The following is a 14,068-nucleotide window of genomic DNA, read 5'->3' as shown; positions in this document are numbered from 1 at the left end:
TGCCGCAGTTCATGGTTATTGAAGCGAAACGAACTCGCGAGGGAGAGAGACCGTGAAATTCCGCTTGGCCTATTCGCTTACCGCTTTCGTCGCCGCCACCAGCTGCGCCGGCCTGCCGCTTCCGGGATCCGGCAGCGAGCCCGGTGGCGCGATTTCCCAATCCGAACGGCAACAGGGCGCGCAGGCGCATCCCCAGCTGCTGCAACAATTCGGCGGCACCTATGAAGGGCCGCAATCGGCTTATGTCGTCCGGGTGGGCCAGCGGATCGCGGTCCAGTCCGGGCTCTCGAACGCGCAGAATGATTTCACCGTCAGCCTGCTGAACTCGCCGGTCGACAACGCCTTCGCGCTCCCCGGCGGATACGTCTACATCACCCGTAACCTCGTCGGGCTGATGAACAGCGAGGACGAACTCGCTTCGGTGATGGGTCACGAAGTCGGCCATGTCGCCGCCCGCCACGCCGCGCGGCGCAGCAGCACCAACACGATCGGGCAGATTCTGGCCGTCGGGCTCGGCATTCTCACCGGCAGCGGCGATCTCGCCAATCTCGCGGGGCAGGCGGCGCAGCTCTACACGCTGCGCTATTCACGCCAGCAGGAATATCAGGCCGACGAGTTGGGCATCACCTATCTGTTCGGTGCCAATTACGATCCCTTTGCGGCGGCGGACATGCTGGCGTCGCTGGCCGCCCAGACCCGCCTCAATGCGCAGATATCCGGCGGCAATGCCCGCTCGCTTCCCGAATGGGCAAGCACGCATCCCGAGCCTGAGGCGCGCGTGGCGCGGGCACGCACCCAGGCATCGGCAGGCGGCGCAGCGCCGGGCGCACGGGCGCGCACCCGCGACGCCTTTCTCAATGCGATCGACGGCATGCTGTATGACGACGATCCGCACCAGGGCGTGATCGAGGGCAACACTTTCAAACATCCGGACATGCGCCTGCAATTCTCAATCCCCCAGGGCTATACGATGCAGAACGGGACGAGCGCGGTCGTGGTAACCGGATCGAACGGCCAGGCGCAATTTGGCGGCGGGCAGAGCTCGTCCAGCCTTGGCGCCTATGTCGGCGAGGTTTTCCGGGCGGTCGGCGGCGACCAGACGATCGATTATGGCAATGTTCGCAGCGGCAGCGTCAACGGTCTGCCGACCGCGCAGGCGACGGCGCGCGTCACGAGCGGATCGAGCCAGGTCGATGTGACGGTAACCGCCTATGATTTCGGCAATGGCCGCAAATATCATTTCCTCACGGTGACGCGCGCGGGGCAGGGGATCGGCCCGTTCGGATCGATGCTGGGGTCGGTGTCACGGCTTTCGGCTTCCGAGGCGGCGGCAATCCGCCCGCGGGTGATCGACGTCGTGACCGTGCGGCGCGGAGATACCGTCAGCAGTCTCGCGTCGCGCATGGCCTATCAGGATAATCGGGAAGAACGGTTCCGGGTGCTGAACGCGTTGGGATCGGGCAATACGCTTGAAGCCGGACAGCGGGTGAAACTGATCGTTTACGGCAACTAGGACCGCGAAGTGCCAAAAGAAAAAGCGCCCTGGACGCAGGCGGCGCTCCAAAAAAGACCGGCAATTCAGGATCGGCAAAACAAAACGGGCGGCGAATTGCTTCGCCGCCCGTTCCGGTGTCTCATAGCGAGAGTGGCTTAGCCAGCCATCTCGTTCGAAACGTTGTTGAAGGTGTTGCCAAGCGTGTTGCCGAGAGTCGACATCGCGGTGATGGCAGCAACAGCAATCAGAGCAGCGATCAGGCCATATTCAATGGCGGTGGCGCCCTTGCTGTCTTTCAGCATTTTACGGAAAAACTTCATTTCTGGTCTCCTTGAGTTCCAATTGCAGGTCCAAATACCCTGCCGATTCAATTCCCTCGAACCGACCTTCCGGGTTGTATGAGCGAGTTCTTGCCAAACGTTTAAAACCAAACCTTATCGGCCCATTAACCCGCGGCCCTTACGGTTGTGGCTCGTCAGGCGGCCCGCTAACTATTGGATTCGACGGTGTTCGACACATTGTTCCACATGCCGGTCGTCGTATCCGCGAGTACAACAAGGGCGCCGACCATCGCGATGACGACCAGCGAAACGATCAAGCCGTATTCGATCGCCGTGGCGCCGCGTTCATCACGCGCAATTCTTCCAAGCCAATGTCTCATGGCGCTATAACCCCCAAATATTCCATACCCACCTCAGGACCTCGCATTTCCGGATTAAGAAAGAGATAAAGGAAAGCATGAACGCCACGATTTTCACGGTTGTCGCGGCGGCTCTCGTTGATCGCGATGGCCGGATTCTTGTCCAGAAACGGCCGGAGGGAAGCTCGATGGCGGGGCTGTGGGAGTTCCCGGGGGGCAAATTGGAACCGGGCGAAACGCCGGAAGCCGCGTTGGTGCGCGAGCTGAAGGAAGAACTTGGAATCGAGACCGACAAATCCTGCCTCGCGCCGGCGACCTTCGCCAGCGATGCGTTGGGAAACAAGCACTTGGTGCTGCTTCTTTATATTTGTCGGAAATGGCAGGGGACGGTGGAGCCGCTCCATGCCGCGGCCGTCAAATGGGTGTATCCGCGCGATCTCTATGCGCTCGAAATGCCGCCGGCGGACCGGCCGCTGATCGGCTTGCTGGAGGCGTTGCTCTAGCTTTTGGGCTTCAGCACATCGGCCAGCGACGCAGTTCCGCTGCCCCGGACTGCCGCTTTCGGCTGATCGGGGGAAGGCGCCCAGCCCGTTAAGTATAATATGGCGAATTTTTCGGCGGTTTTGCCGTCGACCTGGGCCGACTCGAACGCCGCGGCGGCGGCTGCATAGGCCGATTTCGACAAGGGCGGGCCGCCGAGCAGGCTGGAATTGGCCGATCCGCGCAGATCACCGATCAGCCGTCCGAAACTTGAAAAACGCACCGTCAATTCTTCGCAATCGGCAACCTGCAATGCGAATCCCGCCCTTCCGAGCAGGTCTCCGGCCGCGCGAATATCGATTTGGGGGTGAATGCGCGGGGCAGCCCGGCCCGAGACCATATCGGCCTCATGCATCGCGCTGCGCAGGACAGGAAGGCTGCCGGCGCCCAGGCAGGCGCCGAGAAACAGCCCGTCGGGGCGCAACACGCGTCGAATCAGGTGTAATGCGCCCGGCAAGTCGTTGACGGTATCGAGGAGGCCCGCCGAAAGGACGAGATCGAAGCTTTCCGCCGCGAAAGGCAGCCGGTCTTCGTCGCACTGAATCCCGCCGTCCGATTCGGCGAAGGAAAATCCCGGATCGGCGGTGATATGGGTGATAGTTCGCGATTCGAGCGCGCGGGGCAGGGCATCTCCAGAATGGCCGAGAATCAGGGCGCGCGAGAAATCGCGTTGCACGGTATCGAGCCGCTCGGCCAGCTCCTCGGCCATCGCCTGCTGGAGAAAAGCGTGCTCTGCCCAGCCTGCAAAAGCGCGATCCCGGCGGGTCCGTCGCAAATTACGGTCGAACGGTTTGTCGCCGGGGTTTTCGTTATGGTCGGCCGAGGCGTTCATGGCCGGGCTTGTGCCCGCCGGCGCGGTGCGGAACAAGGTGCCATGATCTCCATGCCCGCCCCGCTGCGCGCCGCCGCCCGCCCGATTGTCGGCTTCGCCTTGCCGTCGCGCTGTCCTGCCTGCGGAACGGTGGTGGAGGGCGATGGGCATTTTTGCATCGATTGCTGGACTGGTCTCGATCATCTCGACCAGGGATGCGCGCGGTGCGGCGAACCCTCGATCATGCTCGCCGATTCCGATTCGCTGTGCGGCGCCTGTCTGGCCGATCCTCCACCCTATGCGACGGCGCGCGCAGCGGTCGCTTATGGCGATATCGCGCGCGGCATCGCGTTGCGTCTCAAATATAGTGGCCGGATCGGCCTTGCGCGGACGATCGCGGCCGCCATGCAGCGGCACATGGCCAGGCTCGACGACGCTCTGTTGATCCCGGTGCCTCTGCATCGCCGGCGGATATGGGGGCGGGGCTATAATCAGGCGGCGCTGATCGCACGGGCGCTTGCCGGCGACGATTCGGAAAAATTGCGACTCGAAACGCTGATTCGCGCGAAATCCACGCCGGTCTTGCGGGGAATGGGCGCAAAAGCGCGCGAGCAGGCCGTGCGCGGCGCCTTTGCTGTCCCCGATGCGCGGCGCGCGGAAATCAGGGGCCGACGGCTCGTGTTGATCGACGATGTCTATACCAGCGGCGCGACGGCGAAGGCTTGCGCGCGGGTGCTGCTGCGCCACGGAGCGGCCGAAGTCCATGTCCGCTGCTGGGCGCGGGTTCCGGCCCATGATGACGCCGCCTATTGACGTAACCTGCTGCGCTGCACAGATGGAGGGCAGGAACCCGAATTTATGGCAAAGGTCGAAATCTACACGAAATTTCTCTGCGGCTTTTGCGTCCGCGCCAAGCACCTGCTCGCGTCCAAGGGCGTAGAGATCGAGGAATTCGATATCACGATGGATGCCGAGAAGCGCGCCGAGATGCTGGAGCGTGCCCATGGCCGGATCACTGTCCCGCAGATTTTCATCAACGGCCGCCATGTCGGCGGATCGGACGACCTTGTCGCGCTCGAGGCCACCGGCCAGCTCGACGAATGGCTGAATACGCAAAGCTGACGATGCGCCTCGCTCTTTTCCAGATGAACAGCGGGATCGAGCCCGCGGCGAATGCCGCCGCGCTGGCGGCTGCAGTGCGCGAGGCGAAGGCCGGGGATGCCGCCATGCTGTTCACGCCCGAAATGAGCGGAATGCTCGACCGCGACCGCAAGCGCGCCGCCGACCATCTCCAAACCGAAGCGGAGGACCAGGTTCTTGCGGCGGTGCGCGAAGCGGCGGCGGAGGCGGGCATATGGGTGCATATCGGCTCGCTGGCGCTGCGTTCGGACGCCGATCCCGACCGCCTCGTCAATCGCGGTTTCGTGATCGGCGACAAGGGCGAAATTCGCGCGCGTTACGACAAGATCCATTTGTTCGATGTCGATCTCGATACCGGCGAAAGCTGGCGCGAATCCTCGATCTATGACGCGGGAGAAGCGGCGCGGATCGCCGAAACGCCGCTCGGCATCCTGGGTCTTTCGGTTTGCTACGACCTGCGTTTTGCCGATCTTTACCGCTCTCTCAGCGATGCCGGGGCGACCCTGCTCGCTATTCCCGCCGCCTTCACCGTGCCGACCGGCAAGGCGCACTGGCATGTGCTGATGCGCGCGCGGGCGATCGAATCGGCTGCGTTCGTTGTCGCGGCGGCCCAGTCCGGCAAGCATGAAGACGGCCGCGAAACCTTCGGCCATAGCCTTGTCGTCGATCCCTGGGGCGAGGTTCTGCTGGACATGGGCGAGGGGACCGGCATCGGCTTTACGGATATCGATCCCGCGCGGCTGGAAGATGTGCGCCGCCGCATTCCTGTCCTGTCGCACCGCCGCGCCTTTGCGGCGCCGGAGAATGCGGGGTGATCGTCTTCGATCTTCAATGCGCTCCCGCCGGCCATGTGTTCGAGGCCTGGTTCGGATCGAGTTCCGATTTCGAGGAGCAGAAACAGCGGGGGCTCGTTGCCTGTCCGGTATGCGGTGCGGAGAACGTTTCCAAGGCCGTGATGGCACCGGCCGTGGGCGCCAAGGGAAACAAGGGCGGCCGCGAGACCGGCAAAAGCGTTCCGATGGCCCATGCGAGCGAGGGCGGCGGGCAGCCGGATCCCGCCGCGATGAAGGCAATGCTCGCGAAACTCGCCGAGGCGCAGGCGAAAGCGCTCGAAAAATCGGATTATGTCGGCAAGGATTTCTCGAACGAGGCCCGCGCCATGCATGATGGCGCGATCGACGAACGCCCGATCCACGGTGAAACGACGCTCGAGGATGCGAAATCGTTGATCGAGGACGGCGTTCCGGTTTCGCCGCTGCCGCTTCCAGTCCGGCCGCCCAAAACGGACAATTGACGCTTTCCGGGCCGCCGCGTAACGAGCGCGGCGAAGCGCCCGTAGCTCAGTCGGATAGAGCATCAGATTCCTAATCTGGGGGCCACAGGTTCGAATCCTGTCGGGCGCGCCATCCTGCAATGCTGGGTTAGCCGACCCACTCGGCTACCGCATCGGCCAGAAACGGCAGGCGGCCCAGCGCTGCAACGGACAATGAGCGGGCGGAAATCGCTCTTTTCGTGACGATCCTTCCAGCAAACCGCGCGAGCAGAACCCGTTTCGAATGGTCGTCGATCCGGGCTTGGTGTCAGCAGGTCGGTTGGCGCAAAACCCTCAAATCTGCTATTCACGGAATCAAGGAGAGTAGATTATGTCCGCCTTTCGTTTCGCCCCGCAGGGGCTGGTTCGCATCGATTCCCCATTTGCCGCGCGCTGCCATCCGGTCGCACGCTATGCCGGCGCTAAGGGCCGCAAGGCATCGCGCCTCATGGTGCCGCGCTCGGCGCCCGATCTGCGCGTCGATCGCGGCCGTCTCGTGCGCGCCGACCGCATGCGCTAGCGCCCGGCAATCGATCCCTGTTTCTGCCGATTTCGCCTTTCGCGGAGACCCGGCAACGCGCGGTTCCTCTGGCATTTGCCGCACATTTCTGGAAAGAGTCGCCCCATGAGCGAATACGACCATGCCGTGGACGGCGATCTTATAGGGGAGCCCGGCAAGATCGCCGTGCCCGATGACGTGCAGGATGCGATCCGCACCCTGATCCGCTGGGCGGGCGACGACCCCTCGCGCGAAGGGCTCGCCGATACGCCCAAGCGGGTCGGCCGCGCCTGGAAGGAATATTGCCAGGGCTATGACGAGGATCCCGCCGCGCACCTTTCCCGGACCTTCGAGGAGGTAGGCGGCTATGACGAACTCGTCCTATTGAAGGACATTCCCTTCCAGTCGCACTGCGAGCATCACATGGCGCCGATTATCGGCACTGCCTCGATCGCCTATATGCCCAAGGAGCGGGTGGTCGGGATTTCGAAACTGGCGCGGGTGCTCAACGGATATGCGCGGCGCCTGCAGGTGCAGGAACGGCTGACCGCGGAGATCGCGCAATGCATCTGGGACCATCTGCAGCCCAGCGGGGTAGCGGTTGTCATATGCGCCAGCCATAGTTGCATGACCGCGCGGGGCGTACGCACGCCGGGGGTCAGGATGATGACGTCGCGGCTGCTCGGATGCTTCCTCGACGACGACCGCAGCCGCAAGGAAGTGCTGTCGCTGATGGGCTATTGAGCCCGTCGGTAATGGGGCCGGAAATACGGCCGGAAACGCGAAAAGAACGGAAGACCATGACTATCGTGAGGCGTAAATCGGCGATCCTTCTGGCGGGCGGCATGCTGGCGCTGGCTGCATGCAGCAGCGGCGACGGAGAAACCCAGGTCACCTCGACCGTCGAGGAGGGCGATTCCCATGCGGTGCAGGCGCTCACGCCGGTCGATGCGCCGCCCGAGATAGAGGCGCCGGCGCTTGCCGCAGTCGCGCGCGTCGATATCGAAGCGGAACTGGAACCGGGGGCGGGGTGCAGCGTGGAGCAGGACGGAAAGTCGCTGCTCGTCGCGGTGGAAGGCGATGCGATCGCACGGCCTTATGGCACGTTGCGTCATTTTGCGTTCGCGGGCGATCTCGATGCGCTGTGGGACGGCGGCGAGTTCACCGCCGGCGCAATCACCATCGTCGTGACTCCCGAAGACGGTGAGGGCGAGCAGATCGACACGGTGACGGTGAAGCAAGCCTCTGTACGGGTTCGCGAGGACGGACAGGAAGGCGAAGCGGAGCTACGCGCCGAATGGCACTGCGGAGCCTAGAAACGCGCTAGCAGTCGCCCCAGCGACGGAAGAGATTCTGCTGCACCGTCTGGAGCCGGGTATAGCTTTCGGTCGATATGTTGGCGCCCTCGATCGCGGCAACCTCGTTCAATTCGTAGATCAGTTCCCGCTTCGCCGGATCCACCACCTGGCTCTCGATGAAGGTGATGCCGACAAGCCGTTCGCCGCGCGTCACCTTTTCCACTTCGTGAAGGGTGGTCGAGGGATAGACGATTGCCGATCCGAGCTCACCCTTGAAGCGTAGATTGCCATCGCCGAGCTTGATGTGGAGCTCGCCGCCTTCATAGCTGGCCGGATCCTGCAGGAAGATCGTGCAGCTGAGGTCGGAGCGGATCGGGCCCTCATGCGTCCGCATGAACGCCATGTCCGGATGCAGGCCATAGCGCATCTCGGGCTCGTAGCGGGTGATCAGCGGCGGCGCGATCTTCTTGGGGATCGCAAATCCGCGGAACTCCTCGTTGCGCATCAGCGCGCCGGCCATGATCGCGGAGGAGCGCTTATAGGCGTCCTCGTCGTTCAGGTGCAGATTGTGCTTCACCTGCGAATGGGGGTTGGAGATCTTGCCGTCGACAAAGGTCGCCGCGGCAGCGATCTCGCGCAGCTCCCCCAGTTCCTGCCCGTTGAGAAGGCCGTAAATATGCTTGAACATCGCTTCCCGCCTCAGCTGTGTGCCGCAATGATGTGTGCGAGCCTATCGTCCATCGCCGCCGCTTCGTCCAGCCACGCCCGGGCTTCAGCCAGATCTTCGGCATGGGCGTCGCGCGTCTCGGCCAGCAATTGTTCGCGCTGCTCCGCATTGTAGCCATATTCCGGCGCTTTCGAATATTGGCCCATGATCGGGCTCTTGGCGAGCGCGATGGCCTGGGCTTCGTCGAGCGCATGGCCGAAATGCCGGGCAATGCCGAGAAGCCCCTCCGCCGGATCGGCGAGGAACATATCGAAATCGAGCCACAGGATATTGTCTTGCGAGCCAGTCTCCGCCGCTGCGCCGAGCGCGGCCATTTCTGACAGCCAGCTCATCGCCGCGCGCGCGGGTTCTGACAGGGCCCATAGATGCCAGGGCTCGCGGCCCATCCTGGCGTGCAGGCGGTTGAGCCGGGTGGTTCCCAGAACCGCCAGCTCCTGCCGCGAATTCTCGCCGGACAGGATGGCGGTGATATAGCGTTCGGCGGGAAGAGTGAGGAACAGCGCCTTGCGGTTGGCGCCCATCAGGTCGCGCGCGATCTCGCTGACGAAGCTCGTCGCCTTGATCATCGCGCGATCGCCGGGATCGAAGGTGCGCGAGAGCCAGCCGACGATCGTGCCGAACCGGTCCTCGAACCGGGCGGGCGGCCAGGGCGATCCGGATTTCGTGCGCAGGGCATCGAGATCGGCGAGGTTGCGGAGGATCTGGGGTTCGCGCAGCGCGAAGACGCCGTCGATCTCGCCGAGCAGGCGGGAGATCAAGGTCGATCCGACATGGCCGATATGGAAGATGAAATCGGCATCGCGGCGCTTGGCCTGATCCGCCGCCTCGAGCTCCGTCCAGGGCGCCCATTGCGGCTGGCTGTGGGGGCCGAACATTCGCTGATCGAGGAAGCTCGCCTTGCGATATTCCTCCTCGGTCACCTTCACGAGCAGGACGCGGTCGGTTGCCGCGTCGAGCTGCTGGGGAAACCAGGTCGGGCCTTGCGCAAAGGCTTCAGCGAGGGGGCTCGTCATGACGCCCTGCCTAAAAGAGAGGCGGGCGGAGCGCCAGACCCGAAAGTCATGGCACGCCGCCCGCCCATAATCGCTTCGAGAGGGCTAGGCCTTCTCTTCGCCGCCTGCTTCGCCGTCTTCGGCGGGCGTTTCGTCCGCAGCTTTGGCAGCAGCCTCTTCGGCCGGAGCCGCTTCTTCGGCGTCCTCGGCGGGGGCCTCATCGGCTCCATCCTCGGATTCGGCGTCCGCAGCCTGGGGAGCCGGAACCGGCTCGGGCGTGTCTTCTTCTTCGTCTTCGATCGCGGCGATCTCGCCAGGTTCGGCGTCGGGGTTGAAGTCCTCGACAATGTCGGCCTGGGCCTGTTCGAACATCTCGGCGATGATATCGATGCCTTGTGCCTGTTTCTCGGCCTCTTCGGGCGAGCGGGCGACATTGACCTTCACCGTCACATCGACTTCGGCGTGCAGGTTCACCGCGATGTCGTACATGCCGATCGCCTTGATCGGGCGTTCGAGAACGACCTGCTGCTTGGTGACGGTTTCGCCTTTTTCGCCAAGCGCCAGAACGATGTCGCGGACCGAAACCGAACCGTAAAGCTGGCCGGTGTTCGAGGCCTGACGGATCAGTTCGATCGTCATGCCTTCGAGCTTGGAGCCTTCCTTCTCGGCGGCCGCGCGGCGTTCTTCATTGTCTTTTTCGAGCTGTTCGCGATTGGCTTCGAAAACGGCCTTGTTCGCGTCATTGGCGCGCAGGGCCTTCTTGTTCGGTAGCAGGAAGTTACGGGCGAAGCCGTCCTTCACGGTGACGATGTCGCCGATCTTGCCGAGATTGCCGACGCGCTCGAGCAGAATGATTTCCATGGTCCTGCTCCTATTTCACGATGTAGGGCAGCAGGCCGATATGGCGGGCGCGCTTGATCGCACGGGCCAGCTCGCGCTGCTTTTTCGCCGAAACGGCGGTGATGCGGGAAGGAACGATCTTGCCGCGCTCGGAGAGGAACCCCTGGAGCAGCTTGACGTCCTTATAGTCGATGACCGGCGCATCCTTGCCCGAAAAGGGGCAGCTCTTGCGGCGGCGGAAAAATGGGCGTGCCATGATCTATATCTCCTCTGTCGCCGGTCTAATTGTCTTTGCGGTCGCCGCGATCGCCGCGATCGTCGTCGCGGCGGCGCTTGTCGCGATCGCTCTTGCGCATCATCACCGACGGGCCTTCTTCATGCTCGTCGACCTTGATCGTGATATAGCGGATCACGTCTTCGTTGATGCGGGTCTGGCGTTCCAGTTCCTCGACGACCGAACCCGGCGCATCGACATGCAGCAAGACGAAATGCGCCTTGCGGTTTTTCTGGATCGGATAGGCGAGCGACTTGAGACCCCAGGTCTCCGTCCGCGTCACCTTGCCTTCATTCGCCTCGATGATCTTGGTCGCTTCCTCGGCGAGGCTGTCGACCTGGGCTTGAGCCAGGTCCTGACGCGCGAGGAAGACATGCTCGTAAAGAGCCATGCTTCTTTCCTTCATTGGCCGATCGCTGACGCCGCACCATGCGAACGCCCCTCCGGCTTTCTTCTCAATAAATCAGGGGCGGAAAAGCGATGCTTCCGCCCCGGAAGCGGGCCGTTTAGGCGAGTGGCGCCCGATTGGCAAGGGAGAAGCGCGGCTTTCCGCGATTCGCGGATCCTTCCTCAAAGGTCACGAAAGACACGTTCCGTCGTTGGGAATGGTTACCAGAAATTGCGCCTTGGTGTTCGATTATTATAGGCGACGATCCCGTAAATCGGGCGTCGACCGGCATCCTATCATGGCCGTCGGCCTGTAGGACAGCGCAATTCTCCGCGCGAACACGAAGCCTTTCGCGGGCGACGGTTTATCGCTGCGGGCCGTATTCCGCTTCAATCTGCCGCAAACACTCGGCGAGCGAGCGCTCCGCCACGGGCGTGTAGCTTCGTCCCGCAGCCTTCATTTCCGCGATCCGATCCAGCCGGAACATGCGGAAATCGTCGCGGAGTTCGCACCAGGCCACGAGCGTCCACACCTTGCCCCAGAACCACAGGCCGAGCGGCTGGACGTCGCGATCGGTCGCGGAGCCCTGTTCGTCGCGATAGGCGAGGGACAAGATGCTGCGCGCCTCGATCGCGGCCTCGCAGGCGTCGATCGCCTGCCGGGTTTCGTCGCTGATGCCCATATAGGGCGCGAATATCTTGGTAGCGGCGACGCGGTCCCGGTCGTTTTCGGGCAGCACGGCCTCGATTTTCACCAGCGCCTCTTCGGCCGCGCGTGCCATCGCGACCCCGCCCCAGGAGCGGACGATGCGGGCGCCGGCGACGAGCGCGACGATTTCGTCATGGGTGAACATCAGCGGGGGCAGATCGAAGCCGCTGCGCATGATGTAGCCGATGCCCGCTTCGCCATCGATCGGCACGCCGGTCGACTGGAGGTCGGCGATATCGCGATAGATGGTGCGTTCGGAGACTTCGAGCCGCTCGGCCAGCTTTGCAGCGGTGACGAGCCGTCCGCCTCTCAGATATTGGACGATCTGGAAGAGGCGGTCGGCCCGGCGCACCCCGTTATACCTTGAAGAAACCGACGGAATTGCCCTCGGTATCGATGGCGTAGAAAAAGGATCCGGACGGGATGGTGATCACGTCGGATGCGATCTCGCCACCGCCTTCGCCGACCCGGGCCATCACGTCGTCGAGTTCGGCATCGACGGCGACATGCACGGTCGTGCCTTCGCCGTTTTTTGCCGGCGTGCCCGGATAAAGATGGCCGGACGCGCCATTGCCGCCGGGATAGGGCAGTATCGCCATCGGGTTGGGGCCGGTATCGTCGCGCGTCAGCTTCTCGCCGATCACGGTTTTGTAAAAGGCGGCGGCGCGATCCAGGTCGGTGGCGGGAATTTCCACCCAGGCGATGCGGTTGGGGTGTCGCTCGGTCATCGATATTCTCCTTATCGGGTTGGGACCGATGCTCCAATCGCATACCCCTACTGACAGCATAGTGTCAGGAGTGATTGGCCGACGCGAGATCGCGATGCGCGTGTTGTGACCTGGCTCACAAAAAACGTCCCTGATCATGCTATGGGGAGGCATGGGAAGCGTATTGAGAAAGGAAAAATCATGGCCGACAGGAAGAAGTCCGATCCCAGCACGCCCGCGGAAATTTCCGAGGACGATCTCGATTCCGTTACCGGCGGCAGCGACGCCGTCCCCGCCACGCAGGTGATTATCCTGCAGCCCGGCGATCTGAGCGCGAACGGATTCGAAGCCGCCGCGGAAGTGACTCCGATCAAGGAAGTCGCGCAGGTGACACCGGCGCGCCAATTTTCGCAGGTTACCCCGATCAAGAAGCGGTAACCGGACCGGCTCCCGCCGGTTCGCGGCCTATCCGTCGCGGCCCGACACGATCTGGACGACGCCGCGGCGCGCGAGTTTGCGCGCGATCGCGACCTTGGATGACGGGCTCAGCACCGAACATATGTCGACGATCCGGAACGGCGATGTCGCTTCGGCGATAAACCGGAACGCCGCCAGCGCGTCGATCGGGCCGCTTATGGGGTCGTCATAGGCGCTGACGAGGAATGCCCTTTCGCCATCGCTGCTGACCAGCGGAGCCGGGCCGGGACGAAGCCGGATCAGCGTATCGGCATCGAATATGTCCACGGCGAGCGCGGTTTCCAGATGGTTGGCGGGCAAACCCTGAAGGGACGCGGCCCGCTCCGCTGCGATCCGCGCCGCAAAAGCCGTCGGATCGAGCGCATCCAGCGCGGCCTTGAGTTTTCCGCGCATCGCTTCGAAATCCCCGGCTATGCCATCGGGCGGCAAGGCCTGCCAAAAGTCGCGGTCGTCGCCGATCGTTTCGGCCAGATAGTCCGCCAGTTTTTCCCAGCTGGGCGGCGCGAACACCAGCGAAGCCGAAATCGCGAGACCTTCGCCTGAATCCACGCGGTGCGCCTGTCCCTTCGGCACGTAGAGCATGTCGCCGGGTTCCAGCGTGACGCTTTCCCGCGGCGGCTGGCCGGGGTCGATCGCCTCGTCGGCCGTCATCGGCGCATGGAAATCGAACAGATGCCAGGTTTTGCGCCCCGCAATCTGCAGGGTGAAAACCTCGAACGGGTCCTTGTGGACCGGGATGGCCTGGCCGGGCGGCGACAGGAAGACCGCTATCTTCTGCGGCTTTGCGCCGATCAGCGCGCCCAGCGCCTGAAACGCGCTGGCGAGCGGATGCGTATCGGGCAGCACGCGCTCTATGCCGACAAATTGCACGGCGCCGCCCTTGGAGAGGTTTTCGTAGACATCGGCGGGCCGGCTCGCGAACGCAGGCGCATCCTGGCCGATTATGCGCAACGCCACGGTGAGCGTGTCGAAAAAGCCCGGGGCGCGCATCAGCGCCTCGATTTCCGCAACCTCCGCATAATCGGTGAACCGTGCAGGATCGGGCGCTGCAAAATGCATCGCGCGGCGCGCATAGGCATCGGCAAGGAAGGTTTCAGCGCCCGTCGGCGCCAGTAGCGCATCGGCGAGCGTATAGCTGTGCGACTGGCAATCCGTCATCGCGCCGTCCTTTCGGAAGCGAGCATAGATGAGCGCGCGCGCGGAACCTAGGGCGGCGAACA

21 protein-coding genes and 1 tRNA gene are annotated in these 14,068 nt (G+C 63.4%); 11 read left to right on the top strand and 11 right to left on the bottom strand.

The annotated features are described in order from the left end of the window. The first annotated feature begins 52 nt into the window (after positions 1-52). Positions 53-1,513, top strand: a complete 1,461-nt coding sequence (locus H6P80_RS11285; protein WP_185801473.1) for a M48 family metalloprotease — start codon at positions 53-55, stop codon at positions 1,511-1,513. A 137-nt stretch (positions 1,514-1,650) separates the two neighbouring features. On the opposite strand, the gene H6P80_RS11280 is transcribed toward H6P80_RS11285, so the two are convergent. Further along, the gene (locus tag H6P80_RS11280; RefSeq protein ID WP_185801472.1) at positions 1,651-1,815 is read right to left on the bottom strand and encodes a Flp family type IVb pilin; all 165 of its coding nucleotides are present in this window, start codon (positions 1,813-1,815) and stop codon (positions 1,651-1,653) included. Between the two features lie 167 nt (positions 1,816-1,982). Next, positions 1,983-2,156: a Flp family type IVb pilin gene (locus tag H6P80_RS11275; protein ID WP_185801471.1), complete on the bottom strand. Its 174-nt coding sequence runs from the start codon at positions 2,154-2,156 to the stop codon at positions 1,983-1,985. A 77-nt stretch (positions 2,157-2,233) separates the two neighbouring features. On the opposite strand from H6P80_RS11275, the gene H6P80_RS11270 reads away from it, so the two are divergent. Continuing rightward, positions 2,234-2,638: a (deoxy)nucleoside triphosphate pyrophosphohydrolase gene (locus H6P80_RS11270; RefSeq protein ID WP_185801470.1), complete on the top strand. Its 405-nt coding sequence runs from the start codon at positions 2,234-2,236 to the stop codon at positions 2,636-2,638. Here the strand turns inward: H6P80_RS11270 and H6P80_RS11265 are convergent. Next, positions 2,635-3,543: a methyltransferase domain-containing protein gene (locus tag H6P80_RS11265; protein WP_407947244.1), complete on the bottom strand. Its 909-nt coding sequence runs from the start codon at positions 3,541-3,543 to the stop codon at positions 2,635-2,637. The two genes, H6P80_RS11270 and H6P80_RS11265, sit on opposite strands and share 4 nt — an antisense overlap. A gap of 6 nt (positions 3,544-3,549) precedes the next feature. Here H6P80_RS11265 and H6P80_RS11260 point away from each other — a divergent pair, with 6 nt between their 5' ends. From H6P80_RS11260 to H6P80_RS11225, 8 genes are all read left to right on the top strand, one after another. Continuing rightward, the gene (locus tag H6P80_RS11260) at positions 3,550-4,299 is read left to right on the top strand and encodes a ComF family protein (RefSeq protein ID WP_185801468.1); all 750 of its coding nucleotides are present in this window, start codon (positions 3,550-3,552) and stop codon (positions 4,297-4,299) included. Positions 4,300-4,344: 45 nt separating this feature from the next. Beyond that, positions 4,345-4,608: a glutaredoxin 3 gene (grxC, locus tag H6P80_RS11255; protein WP_185801467.1), complete on the top strand. Its 264-nt coding sequence runs from the start codon at positions 4,345-4,347 to the stop codon at positions 4,606-4,608. A 2-nt stretch (positions 4,609-4,610) separates the two neighbouring features. Continuing rightward, positions 4,611-5,441: a carbon-nitrogen hydrolase family protein gene (locus H6P80_RS11250; protein ID WP_185802114.1), complete on the top strand. Its 831-nt coding sequence runs from the start codon at positions 4,611-4,613 to the stop codon at positions 5,439-5,441. Then, positions 5,438-5,920, top strand: coding sequence for a DUF1178 family protein (locus H6P80_RS11245; protein WP_185801466.1), 483 nt, complete (start codon positions 5,438-5,440; stop codon positions 5,918-5,920). The genes H6P80_RS11250 and H6P80_RS11245 overlap by 4 nt, the downstream gene beginning before the upstream one ends. A gap of 35 nt (positions 5,921-5,955) precedes the next feature. Next, positions 5,956-6,032, top strand: a tRNA-Arg gene (locus tag H6P80_RS11240). Positions 6,033-6,269: 237 nt separating this feature from the next. Continuing rightward, complete coding sequence (locus H6P80_RS11235) at positions 6,270-6,458, top strand: hypothetical protein (RefSeq protein ID WP_185801465.1); 189 nt, start codon at positions 6,270-6,272, stop codon at positions 6,456-6,458. Between the two features lie 105 nt (positions 6,459-6,563). After that, positions 6,564-7,181: a GTP cyclohydrolase I FolE gene (gene folE, locus H6P80_RS11230; protein ID WP_185801464.1), complete on the top strand. Its 618-nt coding sequence runs from the start codon at positions 6,564-6,566 to the stop codon at positions 7,179-7,181. A gap of 56 nt (positions 7,182-7,237) precedes the next feature. Beyond that, positions 7,238-7,753: a hypothetical protein gene (locus tag H6P80_RS11225; RefSeq protein WP_185801463.1), complete on the top strand. Its 516-nt coding sequence runs from the start codon at positions 7,238-7,240 to the stop codon at positions 7,751-7,753. Positions 7,754-7,760: 7 nt separating this feature from the next. On the opposite strand, the gene H6P80_RS11220 is transcribed toward H6P80_RS11225, so the two are convergent. The 7 genes from H6P80_RS11220 to H6P80_RS11190 form a co-directional block, all read right to left on the bottom strand. Further along, entirely contained in the window at positions 7,761-8,423 is a 663-nt protein-coding gene (locus tag H6P80_RS11220) for a Fe2+-dependent dioxygenase (RefSeq protein WP_185801462.1), read from the bottom strand. A gap of 11 nt (positions 8,424-8,434) precedes the next feature. Next, a complete protein-coding gene (locus H6P80_RS11215) occupies positions 8,435-9,475 on the bottom strand; it encodes a hypothetical protein (protein ID WP_185801461.1) in 1,041 nt (346 codons plus the stop codon). An 84-nt stretch (positions 9,476-9,559) separates the two neighbouring features. Next, entirely contained in the window at positions 9,560-10,315 is a 756-nt protein-coding gene (gene rplI, locus H6P80_RS11210; RefSeq protein ID WP_185801460.1) for a 50S ribosomal protein L9, read from the bottom strand. A 10-nt stretch (positions 10,316-10,325) separates the two neighbouring features. Continuing rightward, entirely contained in the window at positions 10,326-10,550 is a 225-nt protein-coding gene (gene rpsR / locus H6P80_RS11205) for a 30S ribosomal protein S18 (protein WP_185801459.1), read from the bottom strand. A 25-nt stretch (positions 10,551-10,575) separates the two neighbouring features. Beyond that, positions 10,576-10,959 carry a 30S ribosomal protein S6 gene (gene rpsF, locus H6P80_RS11200; protein WP_185801458.1) on the bottom strand — a complete coding sequence of 128 codons (384 nt, stop codon included), beginning with the start codon at positions 10,957-10,959 and terminating at the stop codon, positions 10,576-10,578. Positions 10,960-11,320: 361 nt separating this feature from the next. After that, positions 11,321-12,016 carry a helix-turn-helix transcriptional regulator gene (locus tag H6P80_RS16710; protein WP_185801457.1) on the bottom strand — a complete coding sequence of 232 codons (696 nt, stop codon included), beginning with the start codon at positions 12,014-12,016 and terminating at the stop codon, positions 11,321-11,323. 4 nt (positions 12,017-12,020) lie between these two features. Beyond that, positions 12,021-12,392: a VOC family protein gene (locus H6P80_RS11190; RefSeq protein ID WP_185801456.1), complete on the bottom strand. Its 372-nt coding sequence runs from the start codon at positions 12,390-12,392 to the stop codon at positions 12,021-12,023. Between the two features lie 180 nt (positions 12,393-12,572). Between H6P80_RS11190 and H6P80_RS11185 the strand changes: the two genes are divergently transcribed. Beyond that, on the top strand, positions 12,573-12,809 hold the full coding sequence (locus tag H6P80_RS11185; protein WP_185801455.1) for a hypothetical protein: 237 nt from the start codon (positions 12,573-12,575) through the stop codon (positions 12,807-12,809). A gap of 27 nt (positions 12,810-12,836) precedes the next feature. Here H6P80_RS11185 and H6P80_RS11180 read toward each other — a convergent pair whose 3' ends face one another. Then, positions 12,837-14,006: a JmjC domain-containing protein gene (locus tag H6P80_RS11180; RefSeq protein ID WP_185801454.1), complete on the bottom strand. Its 1,170-nt coding sequence runs from the start codon at positions 14,004-14,006 to the stop codon at positions 12,837-12,839. Between the last annotated feature and the right edge of the window lie 62 nt (positions 14,007-14,068).

This window comes from Parasphingopyxis marina (assembly GCF_014237875.1).
Taxonomy (GTDB): Bacteria; Pseudomonadota; Alphaproteobacteria; order Sphingomonadales; family Sphingomonadaceae; genus Parasphingopyxis; species Parasphingopyxis marina.
This window is presented reverse-complemented; position numbering and strand designations above follow the sequence as displayed.